Genomic DNA, 12609 nt, shown 5'->3' on the forward strand with positions numbered 1-12609 from the left:
GGGGGTAATAGGGCGGGGACCCAAAACCACCCCCCACTATTTTTTTACAACCTTGTTATAACCCCCCTCCGCTGGGGTCCCCCCCCGCGCGCCCCGCCCCGCCGTTGGGGGCGCCCCCGGGCCAGTGGTCGGCACGCCGTTGTGCCTCGGCCTGTGGGCCTCAGACCATCAGCTGCCGGTCCGTCGGGCGGATCGGCGCGGGCAGGTTGGTCGAGCCGGTGAGGAAGGTGTCGACGGCGGCCGCGGCGGCGCGGCCCTCGGCGATCGCCCACACGATCAGCGACTGTCCGCGACCCGCGTCGCCGGCGACGTACACGCCGGGGACGGAGGTGGCGAAGGAGTCGTCGCGGGCGACGTTGCCACGAGCGTCGTACTCCACACCCAGCTGGGTGAGGAGGCCGTCCTTCTCCGGGCCGGTGAAGCCCATCGCCAGGAGCACGAGGTCGGCGGGGATCTCCTTCTCGGTCCCCTCCTTCTCGGTCAGCTTGCCGTCGATGAACTCGACCTCGACGAGCTTCAGAGCGCGTACGCGGCCGTCCTCGGTGCCGAGGAACTCCTTGGTGGAGACGGCGTAGACGCGCTCGCCACCCTCCTCGTGCGCGGAGGCGACCCGGTAGGTCATCGGGTAGGTCGGCCACGGCTGAGCGTCGGGGCGCTCCTCCGGCGGACGCGGCATGATCTCGAGCTGGGTGATCGACTCTGCGCCCTGGCGGATGGCGGTGCCGAGGCAGTCGGCGCCGGTGTCACCGCCACCGATGATGACCACGTGCTTGCCCTCGGCCAGGATCTGGTCCTCCACGGCCTCGCCGATCGAGGACCGGTTGGACTGGGGCAGGTACTCCATCGCCTGGTGGATCCCGGCGAGCTCGCGCCCGGGGACCGGGAGGTCGCGGCCGACGGTCGAGCCGTTGGCCAGCACGATGGCGTCGTAGCGGTCCCGGAGCTGCGCGCCGGTGATGTCGGTGCCGGCGTCGACGCCCGGGCGGAAGACCGTGCCCTCGCGGCGCATCTGCGCCAGGCGCTGGTCGACCTGCGACTTCTCCATCTTGAACTCGGGGATGCCGTAGCGAAGCAGCCCGCCGATCTTGTCAGCCCGCTCGTAGACGGCCACGGTGTGGCCCGAGCGGGTGAGCTGCTGGGCGGCGGCCAGGCCCGCAGGGCCGGAGCCGATGACGGCGACCGCCTTGCCGGAGAGCCACTCGGGCGGCTGCGGCTTGACGTGGCCCGCGTCCCAGGCCTTGTCGATGATCGCGACCTCGATGTTCTTGATGGTCACCGCGGGCTGGTTGATGCCCAGCACGCAGGCGGACTCGCACGGAGCCGGGCAGAGGCGACCGGTGAACTCGGGGAAGTTGTTGGTCGCGTGCAGGCGCTCTGAGGCACCCTCCCAGTCGTTGCGCCAGACCAGGTCGTTCCACTCGGGGATGATGTTGCCGAGCGGACAACCCTGGTGGCAGAACGGGATGCCGCAGTCCATGCAGCGCGAGGCCTGGGTGTTGATGATCGGCAGCAGAGCCTTGCCGATCTTGCCCGGGTAGACCTCGTGCCAGTCCTTGACACGCTCGTCGACAGGACGACGGGTCGCGACCTCGCGCCCGTTCTTCAGGAAACCCTTCGGGTCAGCCATGGAGGACCTCCATAATCCGCGCGGCAGCCTCGTCCTCGTTGAGACCCTCCTCGAGGGCCTCCTCCTGGGCTTCGAGCACGCGCTTGTAGTCACTGGGCATGACCTGCGTGAAGCGGGTCAGTGAGTTCGGCCAGTCGGCCAGGAGCGCCTCGGCGACGGCCGAGCCGGTCTCCTCGAGATGGTCGCGGACGAGCTGCTCGAGCTCGGCGGCGTACTTCTCGTCCACCGGGGTGGCGTCGTCCAGCTCGCTGTTGAGGCGCTGCTCCTCGAAGTCGAGGACCCAGGCGACCCCACCGGACATGCCGGCTGCGAAGTTGCGCCCGGTCGGGCCGAGCACGACGACACGCCCGCCGGTCATGTATTCGCAACCGTGGTCGCCGACACCCTCGGTGACGATGCTGGCACCCGAGTTGCGGACCGCGGCCCGCTCCCCCACGCCACCGCGGATGTGGATCCGCCCGCTGGTGGCGCCGTAGGCGAGCGTGTTGCCGGCGATGATGTGCTCCTCGGCCCGGAACCCGGCCGTACGCTCCGGGCGGATGACCACCCGGCCGCCGGAGAGACCCTTGCCGACGTAGTCGTTGGCGTCGCCCTCCAGGCGCTGCGTCAGGCCGCGCGGGATGAACGCGCCGAAGGACTGGCCCGCCGACCCGGTGAAGGTGATGTCGATCGTGCCCTCGGGCAGACCCTCACCGCGGTAGCGCTTGGTGATCTCGTGACCGAGGATCGTGCCGACGGTGCGGTTGACGTTGCGGATCGGCAGCTGGGCGCGTACGGGCTCGCCGCGCTCGAGCGCCGGGGCCGCGAGCGGCACCAGCTCGTTGATGTCCAGGGACTTCTCCAGACCGTGGTCCTGGCCCTTGGTGTTGAAGAGGGCCTGGTCGGAGAACTGCTGCGGCGACTCCACGCGGGTGAAGATCGGCGACAGGTCGAGCCCGGAGGCCTTCCAGTGGTCGATCGCGTCACGGGCGTCGAGCGCCTCGGCGTGGCCGACGGCCTCGTCGATGCTCCGGAAGCCGAGCTCGGCGAGGAGCTCGCGGACCTCCTCGGCGATGTAGCGCATGAAGTTGACGACGTACTCCGCCTTGCCGGTGAACCGCTCGCGCAGGACCGGGTTCTGGGTGGCGACGCCGACCGGGCAGGTGTCGAGGTGGCAGACCCGCATCATCACGCAGCCGGAGACGACCAGCGGCGCGGTGGCGAAGCCGAACTCCTCCGCACCGAGCAGCGCGGCGATGACCACGTCACGGCCGGTCTTGAGCTGACCGTCGGTCTGCACCACGATCCGGTCGCGCAGGCCGTTGAGGAGCAGCGTCTGCTGCGCCTCGGCGAGGCCGAGCTCCCAGGGACCGCCGGCGTGCTTGAGCGAGGTCAGCGGGGAGGCACCGGTGCCACCGTCGTGACCGGAGATCAGGACCACGTCCGCGTGGGCCTTGGAGACACCCGCGGCGACGGTGCCGACGCCGACCTCGGCCACGAGCTTCACGTGGACACGAGCGCTCGGGTTGGCGTTCTTGAGGTCGTGGATCAGCTGAGCCAGGTCCTCGATGGAGTAGATGTCGTGGTGCGGCGGCGGGGAGATGAGGCCCACGCCCGGCGTCGAGTGACGCGTCTTGGCCACCCACGGGTAGACCTTGTGGCCGGGCAGCTGGCCACCCTCACCGGGCTTGGCGCCCTGAGCCATCTTGATCTGGATGTCGTCGGCGTTGGTCAGATACTCGCTGGTGACACCGAAGCGTCCCGAGGCCACCTGCTTGATCGACGAGCGACGCTTCGGGTCGTAGAGACGATCCGGGTCCTCACCGCCCTCACCGGTGTTGGACTTGCCGCCGAGCATGTTCATCGCGACGGCGAGCGTCTCGTGAGCCTCCTTGGAGATCGAGCCGTACGACATCGCGCCGGTCGAGAAGCGCTTGACGATCGCCTCGACGGGCTCGACCTCGTCGATCGAGATCTTCTGGCGGCCCAGCTCCTCGGCGCCCTTGAGCTTGAAGAGTCCGCGCAGGGTCATCAGTCGCTCGGACTGCTCGTTGACGCGGTCGGTGTACTGCTTGAAGACGTCGTAGCGGCCGCTGCGGGTGGCGTGCTGGAGCCGGAAGACCGTCTCCGGGTCGAACAGGTGCGGCTCACCCTCGCGGCGCCACTGGTACTCGCCACCGATGGGCAGCGCACGGTGGGCGTTGGCGACGCCGTCACGCGGGTACGCCGTGGCGTGCCGCTTCGCGACCTCCTCGGCGATCACGTCGAGGCCGATGCCGCCGAGCTTGGAGGTGGTGCCGGTGAAGTAGCGCTCCACGACCTCCTTCGACAGGCCGACAGCCTCGAAGATCTGCGCGCCGGTGTAGGAGGCGACCGTGGAGACGCCGATCTTCGACATCACCTTGAGGACACCCTTGCCGAGCGCCTTGATCGTGTTGGCCATCGCCTTCTCGGCATCGGCCTTCACGTAGTAGCCCTCGTAGGCGAGGTCCTCGACGGACTCGACCGCCAGGTAGGGGTTGACCGCGGCTGCGCCGTAGCCGATCAGCAGCGCGACGTGGTGGACCTCGCGTACGTCGCCGGCCTCGATCAGCAGGCCGACCTGCGAGCGGGTGCGCTCCCGGACCAGGTGGTGGTGGACGGCGCCGGTCAGGAGCAGCGACGGGATCGGCGCCATCTCCTGGGTGGAGTGACGGTCGGAGAGGACGATGATGCGGGCACCGTCCTCGATCGCCTGGGAGACCTCGGCGGAGATCTCGTCCAGACGCGACTGCAGCGCCTCGGCCCCGCCGTCGACCTCGTAGAGGCCGCGGACGATGTGGACCTGGAAGCCGGGCATGTCGCCGTCACGGTTGATGTGACGGATCTTGGCCAGGTCGTCGTTGGAGATCACCGGGAACGGGAGCACGATCTGGCGACACGAGGCCGGACCCGGGTTGAGCAGGTTGGACTCGGCGCCGATGGTGCCGTTGAGGCTGGTGACGAGCTCCTCGCGGATCGCGTCCAGCGGCGGGTTGGTGACCTGCGCGAAGAGCTGGGCGAAGTAGTCGAACAGCATCCGCGGCTTGTCGCTCAGCGCCGCGATCGGGCTGTCGGTGCCCATCGAGCCGATCGGCTCGGCGCCGGTGTTGGCCATCGGCGCGAGCAGGATCCGGAGCTCCTCCTCGGTGTAGCCGAAGACCTGCTGGCGGCGGGTCACGCTCGCGTGGGTGTGGACGATGTGCTCGCGCTCGGGGATGTCCTCGAGGCGTACGAGACCGGCGTGGAGCCACTCGTCGTAGGGGTGCTCGGCAGCGAGCTCGGACTTGATCTCGTCGTCCTCGATGATGCGGTGCTCGGCGGTGTCGACGAGGAACATCTTGCCCGGCTGGACGCGGCCCTTGCGGACCACGGTGGCGGGGTCGATGTCGTCGAGCACGCCGGCCTCGGAGCCGAGCACGACCAGGCCGTCCTCGGTGACCCAGTAGCGGGAGGGGCGCAGACCGTTGCGGTCGAGGACCGCGCCGATCTGGGTGCCGTCGGTGAACACGACGCTCGCCGGACCGTCCCAGGGCTCCATCAGCGAGGAGTGGAACTCGTAGAACGCCTTGCGGGCGGAGTCCATCTCCTCGTGCTTCTCCCACGCCTCCGGGATCATCATCAACATGGCGTGCGGCAGGCTGCGGCCGGCCAGGTGGAGCAGCTCGAGCACCTCGTCGAAGGAGGCCGAGTCGGAGGCACCCTCGGTGCAGATCGGGTAGAGCCGCTCGAGGTCACCGGGGATCAGCTCGGACTCGAGCAGCGCCTCGCGCGCCTTCATCCAGTTGCGGTTGCCCATGACCGTGTTGATCTCGCCGTTGTGGGCGATGAACCGGAACGGGTGGCTCAGCGGCCAGCTCGGGAACGTGTTGGTCGAGAACCGGCTGTGCACGACGGCGATCGCGGAGGCGACCCGCTCGTCGACCAGGTCGGGGAACACGTCGGCCAGCTGGGGCGTGGTGAGCATGCCCTTGTAGACGATGGTGCGGCTCGACAGCGACGGGAAGTAGACGTCGGTCTCCTTCTCCGCGCGCTTGCGCAGGCAGAAGGCGAGCCGCTCCAGGGCCAGGCCCGTGACGCGCTGCTTGGCGCCGGCGACGAAGAGCTGACGGAAGGTCGGCATGACCGCCTTGGCGGTGGCGCCGAGGGAGTCGGGGTTGACCGGTACGTCACGCCAACCGAGGACGTCGAGGCCCTCCTCGGTCGCGATGTCCTCGACCAGCTTGATGGTGCGCTCGACCTGGTCGACATCGCCCGGGATGAAGGCGGTGCCGACGGCGTAGGCACGCTCCGCCGGGAGGTCGAAGTCGACGACCTCACGCAGGAAGGCGTCGGGGACCTGGAGCAGGATCCCGGCGCCGTCGCCAGAGTTGGTCTCGGCGCCGGCGGCGCCGCGGTGGTCGAGATTCACCAGGGCACGGATGCCCTGCTTCACGATGTCGTGGCTGGCGACGCCGGTCAGTGTTGCAACCATGGCGACGCCGCAGGCGTCCTTCTCGAACCGAGGGTCGTAGAGGCCCTGGGGGGATGGATACGAGTGCTCGTACGGCACCGGGATCTCCCGTCTGTCCGGGCTCAGGCACGCACCGACCGACGCAGCCCAATAGCCCCGGATTTCCGACTCTGCTTCGAGTCGGGTCCGGAGTGAGGGATGTCTGCGACGAGTGCGCGCGCCCTTGCGGGGATGAAACTGGCAATCTGCAGGGGACAGCGTTGGCCCGCGCGAGTGCGGCTAGGTTACCACTGTGTCACGCGTAGGTTGCGAACGAGGGTCGATCGGCGGACACCCTCCCGCCGGGCGCTACGTTGCACCCAATTTCTGCGTCTGATCAGGCCTTTGTCGAGGATTCCTCGTCGTCGGTCCCGTTGTCGGCTGCATCGCCGTCAGTGTCGCTCGCGGGGTCGTTCTCGGTGTCGATCTCAGTGTCGTCGTCGACGTCGTTCGCCGGGGCCTTGGCAGGATCGCTGTAGACCTCCTCCTCGACACTACCCCGGCCGGTGACGGTGGCGTACGTCCACCACGCTGCTGCCAGGACGAACAGGATGATCGACATCCACTCGCTCCAGCGCAGGCCGAGCACGTTGACCAGCTGCACGTTGTCGATGCGCAGGGTCTCGATCATGCCGCGGCCGAGGCAGTAGGCCATCACGTAGAGCGCGACCACTCGGCCGCCACCCAGACGCAGCTTCTTCTGCAGGTAGACGATCACGAAGAAGGCGAGGATGTCCCAGCAGAACTCGTAGAGGAACGTCGGGTGGAACGTGGTGCCGACCGGGAACTGGCTGGGACCGTCGGGGAAGCGCGACGGGTCGATCTCCAGACCCCAGGGCAGGTCGGTGGGCCTGCCGAAGAGCTCCTGGTTGAACCAGTTGCCCCAGCGGCCGATGCCCATCGCGAGCAGGCAGGTCGGGGCGATCGTGTCGAGCAGCGGGATGATCTTGATGCCCTTGGTCTTCGCGCCGATGATCGCACCCACGGCACCGAGCGCGATCGCGCCCCATACACCGAGCCCGCCGCGCCAGATGTAGAGCGCCTCGATCGGGCTGCCCCCGTCGCCGAAGTAGAGCTGCCAGTCGGTCATGACGTGGTAGATCCGGCCGCCGACCAGACCGAACGGCACCGCCCACAGCGCGATGTCCTGGATGTCACCGGCGCGGCCGCCGCGGGCCTGCCAGCGCCGCTCGGAGACCCAGACGGCGACGATGATGCCGAGGATGATCGCGAAGGCGTAGCCGCGCAACGGGACCGGCCCGAGCCAGAGCACGCCTTCGGCCGGGCTGGGGATGGACATCGGGAGCATCATGCGGCGGTTTCTTCCTCAAGAAGGTGATGGATGTCGTCGGCGAACTGCTTCGGCGAGGTGTTCATCGACCACACGACCCTCGCCTCTCCCCCGGTGACTGCGGAGACGTGGGTGTCGTGGACTCCGAGATCGTAGCCCCCACTGGGTAGCCGGTCGGCCTCCCCTATGTAGAGCCGCATGGACTCGGCCAGGGTGACGATGTCCTTCAGGTCACCGGTGAGCCCGATGAAGTCCTTGCCGTAGCGGTCCAGATACTTGCGCAGGACCTGCTGGGAGTCACGCGCGGGGTCGGTGGTGACGAAGACGACCTCGACCTTGTCCCGGTCCGCCTCGTCGAGGCGGGTCAGCGCCGCGGTCAGGCTCGACATCACCAGCGGGCACTCGTCAGGGCAGCTGGTGTAGCCGTAGAACACCAGCGTCAGCGGCCGGTCCACGTCGGTGGCCAACGAGAACGGCTCGCCCTCGGTGTCGGTCAGCGCGGTCTCGGAGAGCTGGTAGGGGGTGTGCTCCTGGCCGGTCATCGCGGAGGCCGGCGCCTGGCCGGTGCCGGCAGCACCGCAGCCGGTGAGCACTCCGACGAGGACGAGCAGGACGGGAAGAGCCAGGAACCTCAACGCGAGCGGACTCCCGCGGCCAGGTCCTCGGTCAGGCTCGCCAGCGCCTTGAGCGCCGCCTGCTCGTCGGAGCGGTTGTCCAGCAGCGTACGCACGAAGGCGGAGCCGACGATGACACCGTCGGCGTACGCGGCCATCTCGGCCGCCTGGGCGCCGTTGCTGACCCCGAGCCCGACGCCGATCGGCAGGTCCGTGGTCGCCTTCGTCCTGGCGACGAGGGGCGCGGCCAGGTCTGAGGTCTTGGCGCGGGCGCCGGTGACGCCCATGACCGCGGTGGCGTAGACGAAGCCGCGGCAGGCGGCCGTGGTCATCGCGATCCGCTCGTCGGTGCTGCTCGGCGCGACCAGGAAGACCTTGTCGAGGTCACGGGCGTCGGCGGCCTCGACCCACTCCTGGGCGAAGTCGGGGGTGATGTCGGGCGTGATCAGCCCTGCGCCGCCCGCGTCGTGCAGCTGCTGGGCGAAACGGTCCACGCCACGGCGCTCGATCGGGTTCCAGCTGGTCATCACCAGGGTCGGCACCCCGGTCGCGGCCACGGCCTCGACGACGCGGAAGACGTCGTCGACACGTACGCCGCCGTCGAGCGCCTGCTGCACGGCGTCCTGGATCGTGGGGCCGTCCATGACCGGGTCGGAGTAGGGCAGCCCGATCTCGATGATGTCGCAGCCGGCCTCGACCATCGTCGTCAGCGCCTCGATCGAGCCCTCGACCGTGGGAAAGCCCGCCGGGAGGTAGCCGATCAGGGCCGCGCGGCCCTCGGCCTTCGCCTTCTCGAACGCTACCGACGTACTCACTGTGCTTCTCCCTGCTTGCTGTCGCCGAGACCGAAGTAGTCGATGGCGGTGCCCATGTCCTTGTCGCCGCGACCGGACAGGTTGATCAGGATCGTGGCGCCCTCGCCGTGACGCTCCTTGACCTCGGGCGCGATCTTGATGGCGCCGGCGATCGCGTGGGCCGACTCGATCGCCGGGATGATGCCCTCGCTGCGCGAGAGGAGCGCGAAGGCGTCCATCGCCTCCTTGTCGGTGATCGAGGTGTAGGAGGCGCGGCCGGACTTGGCCAGCCAGGCGTGCTGCGGTCCGACCCCGGGGTAGTCGAGACCGGCGGAGATCGAGTGGGACTCGATGGTCTGGCCGTCCTCGTCCTGGAGCACATAGGTGCGGGCGCCGTGGAGCACGCCCGGGTCGTTGGCCTGGATGGTGGCGGCGTGGCGACCGGTCTCGAAGCCGTCTCCCCCGGCCTCGAAGCCGTGGATCTCGACGTCCTTGTCGTCCAGGAACGCGGTGAAGAGGCCGATGGCGTTGGAGCCACCGCCGACCGCGGCCATGACCGCGTTCGGGAGACCGCCGAACTGCTCGATCGCCTGCGCCCGGGCCTCGTCGCCGATGCCGCGCACGATGTCCCGGACCAGGGTCGGGAAGGGGTGCGGCCCGGCGGCGGTGCCGAACAGGTAGGCGGTGTGGTCGACGCTGGCGACCCAGTCGCGCAGCGCCTCGTTGATCGCGTCCTTGAGGGTGCCGCTGCCCGACGGCACCGGGACGACCTCGGCACCGAGCAGCCGCATCCGGGCCACGTTGAGCGCCTGGCGGTCGGTGTCGACCTTGCCCATGTAGACGGTGCAGTCGAGACCGAAGTAGGCGGCCGCGGTCGCGGAGGCGACCCCGTGCTGGCCGGCGCCGGTCTCGGCGATCACCCGGGTCTTGCCCATCCGCTTGGTCAGCAGGGCCTGGCCGAGGACGTTGCGGATCTTGTGGGCGCCGGTGTGGTTGAGGTCCTCGCGCTTGAGGAGGACCCGGAGGCCGAGCTGCTCGGAGAGCCTCGTGGCGTGGTAGAGCGGGCTCGGCAGGTTGGCGTAGTCACGCAGGATCGCGTCGAACTCGGCCACGAACTCCGGGTCGGCCTTCGCCTTCTGCCAGGCGTCGTCGAGCTCGATGAGCGCCTTCATCAGCGCCTCGGGCATGAAGCGGCCGCCGAATCCCTCGGCCTCGCCGCCGAACCAGCCGAACTCGTCGGCGTCGTAGCTCGTCGTCTCGTGGATGTGAGTTGTCATGGCTGGTCCTAGCCTTGGATTCCGGTGAACTCGGCGACCGTGCCTTGCGGGTCGCCATGCTTGACCAGCGCCTCGCCGACCAGGACCGCGCGGGCCCCTTCAGAGACGTGGCGCTTGACGTCGGTGGCGGTGAAGATGCCCGACTCGGCGACCTTCACCCGGTCCTCGGGGATGAGCGGCGCGAGCCGTCCGAAGACGTCCTGGTCGATCTCCAGGGTCTTCAGGTTGCGGGCGTTGACGCCGATCAGCTCGGCACCGAGGTCGACCGCCCGGGTGACCTCGGCCTCGTCGTGGGTCTCGACCAGCACCGTCAGCCCGAGCTCACGAGCCTGGTCGTAGAGGCTGCGCAGCGTGTCGTCGTCCAGCGCGGCCACGATCAGCAGCGCCAGGTCGGCGCCGGCTGCCCGGGCCTCCAGCAGCTGGTAGGGCTCGACGATGAAGTCCTTGCGCAGGATCGGGGTGTCGACGGCTGCCCGGACCGCGACCAGGTCGGCGAGCGACCCGCCGAAGCGGCGTTCCTCGGTGAGCACCGAGATCGCGGCGGCACCGCCGGCGGCGTACTTCTGGGCCAGCTCGGCCGGGTCCGGGATGTCGGCCAGAGCACCCTTGGAGGGGCTCTTCCGCTTCACCTCGGCGATCACGCTGCTGCCCGGCGCACGGAAGTGCGGCATCGGGTCGCGAGGCGCGTCGACGTCGGCGAGCCGGGCCCGCAGATCCGCCTCGGACACCGTCGCCTGGCGCTGCGCCAGGTCCAGACGTACGCCGTCGATGATCTTTTCGAGCACCGACATGTTTAAACCTCTCGTTTCCGGGTATGACCCACGTGCAAAGCCTCTCACCCGAACCGTGACACGCCCGATTTGGCGCCACAGTGCGGGCGGGAAACGTTAAGTTTCTCCCATCTCAACCCAACTCGCCTGACTTTGGAGGTCAGACACATGAGCTACGGAACTCCGCCGCCGCCGCCCCCGTACGGTTCGCCGGCACCCGGGCAGCCCGGCCAGCCTGCGGGCAACAACAAGAAGGCGATCTGGGCACTTGTCCTCGGCATTCTCGGTTGTGTCTGCTGTGGTTTCTTCGCCGGTATCCCGGCGATCATCCTCGGCAAGATGGCCCAGAACGAGATCGACGCCTCCGGCGGAGCGCAGAGCGGGCGTGGCATGGCCACCGCCGGTTTCATCCTCGGCATCGTCGCCGTCGTCCTCGGCATCATCGGGGTCATCTTGAACCTCTCCGGTGCTCTCGACTTCAGCACCAGCACCACCACTTACTGAGCCCGGCTCAGGAATCAGCGAGGCCCCCGGCGGATCCGCCGGGGGCCTCGCTGTCTGTCAGGCTCAGTGTGACTCGACGTTGAAGCCGAGCTTGGAGAGCACGATGAAGAGCAGGCCGCCCACGACGGTGACGGCGACGCCGATCCAGAAGACGAACCAGCTGATCGGGTCGAGCATCATGGCGACGCTGCCGATCAGGAAGCCGAGGAGGCCGACCGCGACTGCGATCCAGGCTGCCGGGGTGTTGCCGTGGCTGGCGGACATGCGATGCTCCTCTACGAGTTCACTTTGCTTGGCTGCAGTGTATTCATTGATCGCCCGTTGTCGGGTCCCGACCCTCGTCCAACGACTTCCAGACATCGATCGTGGACTGCTCCTCCAGCGGCTTCTGCTCCGGCTTCGCGGCCGCCGGGGCGTCGTACCTGCGGCCCATCTCGGGCCACGAAGGAGCAAGGCGTACGGCCGCGACAGCCGCCGCGACGGTCAGGACCGCGCCGAGGAGCGCGAGGTAGGGCCAGGGGGTGGTGGCGTGCTCGGTCTCGCCCCACACGACCTCGGAGTCGATCGCCCGGCCGAGCGCGTCGATCCCGGCATGGCCGAAGAAGGTGACGATCACGCCGATCCCGGCCAGGCCCGCGAGGGCGGCCACCAGGCGGCGTACGAGGCCACGGGTGACCAGGACCACGCCCCAGGCGGCGAGGGCGACCAGAGCCAGGCCGGTGGTGGCCGGGGAGTCGTTGAGGTCGGCCGGCATCTGGGCCGGGGCGGTGACCTCGACCCACTCGTTGGATCCTGCCCAGGCGGCCAGGGCCGCGCCGATCAGTCCGGTGGTGACGGTCGGGCCGAAGGACGCCTTCACGAGATCAGGCCGGACGAGATCAGGCCGGCGTCGAAGCAGGTGTGGTCGCCGGTGTGGCAGGCCGGGCCCTCCTGGTCGACCTTGAGCAGGATCGTGTCGCCGTCGCAGTCCAGGCGGACCTCCTTGACGTACTGCCGGTGGCCGGAGGTCTCCCCCTTGACCCAGTACTCCTGCCTGCTGCGGGACCAGTAGGTCGCCCGGCCCGTCGCGAGCGTGCGCGCCAGGGCCTCGTCGTCCATGTAGCCGAGCATCAGCACCTCGCCGGTGTCATGCTGCTGCGCCACCGCGGGCACCAGCCCGTCGGGGTTGCGCTTGAGCCGGTCTGCGATGGCGGGGTCCAGTCCCTCGCTCGTGGGTCCAGTAGTCACGGCTCCAGTATCCCGC

The 12609-nt window shown here is 69.1% G+C and carries 11 protein-coding genes; 1 reads left to right on the forward strand and 10 read right to left on the reverse strand.

From position 1 onward, the window contains the following. Positions 1–160: 160 nt before the first annotated feature. From ACFV9G_RS15890 to trpC, 7 genes are all read right to left on the reverse strand, one after another. The gene (locus ACFV9G_RS15890; protein WP_378728449.1) at positions 161–1627 is read right to left on the reverse strand and encodes a glutamate synthase subunit beta; all 1467 of its coding nucleotides are present in this window, start codon (positions 1625–1627) and stop codon (positions 161–163) included. Beyond that, positions 1620–6176: a glutamate synthase large subunit gene (gene gltB, locus ACFV9G_RS15895; RefSeq protein ID WP_378728450.1), complete on the reverse strand. Its 4557-nt coding sequence runs from the start codon at positions 6174–6176 to the stop codon at positions 1620–1622. Before gltB ends, ACFV9G_RS15890 begins: the two co-directional genes overlap by 8 nt. Before the next feature lie 277 nt (positions 6177–6453). Further along, positions 6454–7416: a prolipoprotein diacylglyceryl transferase gene (gene lgt, locus ACFV9G_RS15900; RefSeq protein ID WP_378728451.1), complete on the reverse strand. Its 963-nt coding sequence runs from the start codon at positions 7414–7416 to the stop codon at positions 6454–6456. An 8-nt stretch (positions 7417–7424) separates the two neighbouring features. Beyond that, positions 7425–8042: an SCO family protein gene (locus ACFV9G_RS15905; RefSeq protein ID WP_378728452.1), complete on the reverse strand. Its 618-nt coding sequence runs from the start codon at positions 8040–8042 to the stop codon at positions 7425–7427. After that, on the reverse strand, positions 8039–8836 hold the full coding sequence (trpA, locus tag ACFV9G_RS15910; RefSeq protein WP_378728453.1) for a tryptophan synthase subunit alpha: 798 nt from the start codon (positions 8834–8836) through the stop codon (positions 8039–8041). The genes ACFV9G_RS15905 and trpA overlap by 4 nt, the downstream gene beginning before the upstream one ends. After that, positions 8833–10092 carry a tryptophan synthase subunit beta gene (trpB, locus tag ACFV9G_RS15915; RefSeq protein ID WP_378728454.1) on the reverse strand — a complete coding sequence of 420 codons (1260 nt, stop codon included), beginning with the start codon at positions 10090–10092 and terminating at the stop codon, positions 8833–8835. The genes trpA and trpB overlap by 4 nt, the downstream gene beginning before the upstream one ends. Before the next feature lie 8 nt (positions 10093–10100). Further along, positions 10101–10883 (reverse strand): indole-3-glycerol phosphate synthase TrpC, encoded by a 783-nt coding sequence (trpC, locus tag ACFV9G_RS15920; RefSeq protein ID WP_378728455.1) that lies wholly within the window; start codon positions 10881–10883, stop codon positions 10101–10103. Positions 10884–11030: 147 nt separating this feature from the next. Here trpC and ACFV9G_RS15925 point away from each other — a divergent pair, with 147 nt between their 5' ends. After that, positions 11031–11366: a DUF4190 domain-containing protein gene (locus tag ACFV9G_RS15925; RefSeq protein WP_378728456.1), complete on the forward strand. Its 336-nt coding sequence runs from the start codon at positions 11031–11033 to the stop codon at positions 11364–11366. A gap of 63 nt (positions 11367–11429) precedes the next feature. On the opposite strand, the gene ACFV9G_RS15930 is transcribed toward ACFV9G_RS15925, so the two are convergent. From ACFV9G_RS15930 to hisI, 3 genes are read right to left on the reverse strand one after another with little or no spacing between them, the layout of a single operon-like run. Further along, positions 11430–11630: an HGxxPAAW family protein gene (locus tag ACFV9G_RS15930; protein ID WP_091046498.1), complete on the reverse strand. Its 201-nt coding sequence runs from the start codon at positions 11628–11630 to the stop codon at positions 11430–11432. A 43-nt stretch (positions 11631–11673) separates the two neighbouring features. Then, positions 11674–12225, reverse strand: coding sequence for a Trp biosynthesis-associated membrane protein (locus ACFV9G_RS15935; RefSeq protein WP_378728457.1), 552 nt, complete (start codon positions 12223–12225; stop codon positions 11674–11676). Beyond that, the gene (gene hisI, locus ACFV9G_RS15940; protein WP_378728458.1) at positions 12222–12593 is read right to left on the reverse strand and encodes a phosphoribosyl-AMP cyclohydrolase; all 372 of its coding nucleotides are present in this window, start codon (positions 12591–12593) and stop codon (positions 12222–12224) included. Before hisI ends, ACFV9G_RS15935 begins: the two co-directional genes overlap by 4 nt. Positions 12594–12609: the final 16 nt, after the last annotated feature.

The organism is Nocardioides sp. NPDC059952 (assembly GCF_042730435.1).
Classification (GTDB): domain Bacteria; phylum Actinomycetota; class Actinomycetes; order Propionibacteriales; family Nocardioidaceae; genus Nocardioides.

Coding starts and splice junctions, on each gene's coding strand:
- trpC (WP_378728455.1), bottom strand. CDS start 10,883: ATGTCGGTGCTCGAAAAGATCATCGACGGCGTACGTCTGGACCTGGCG.
- ACFV9G_RS15930 (WP_091046498.1), bottom strand. CDS start 11,630: ATGTCCGCCAGCCACGGCAACACCCCGGCAGCCTGGATCGCAGTCGCG.
- trpB (WP_378728454.1), bottom strand. CDS start 10,092: ATGACAACTCACATCCACGAGACGACGAGCTACGACGCCGACGAGTTC.
- ACFV9G_RS15925 (WP_378728456.1), top strand. CDS start 11,031: ATGAGCTACGGAACTCCGCCGCCGCCGCCCCCGTACGGTTCGCCGGCA.
- ACFV9G_RS15890 (WP_378728449.1), bottom strand. CDS start 1,627: ATGGCTGACCCGAAGGGTTTCCTGAAGAACGGGCGCGAGGTCGCGACC.
- lgt (WP_378728451.1), bottom strand. CDS start 7,416: ATGTCCATCCCCAGCCCGGCCGAAGGCGTGCTCTGGCTCGGGCCGGTC.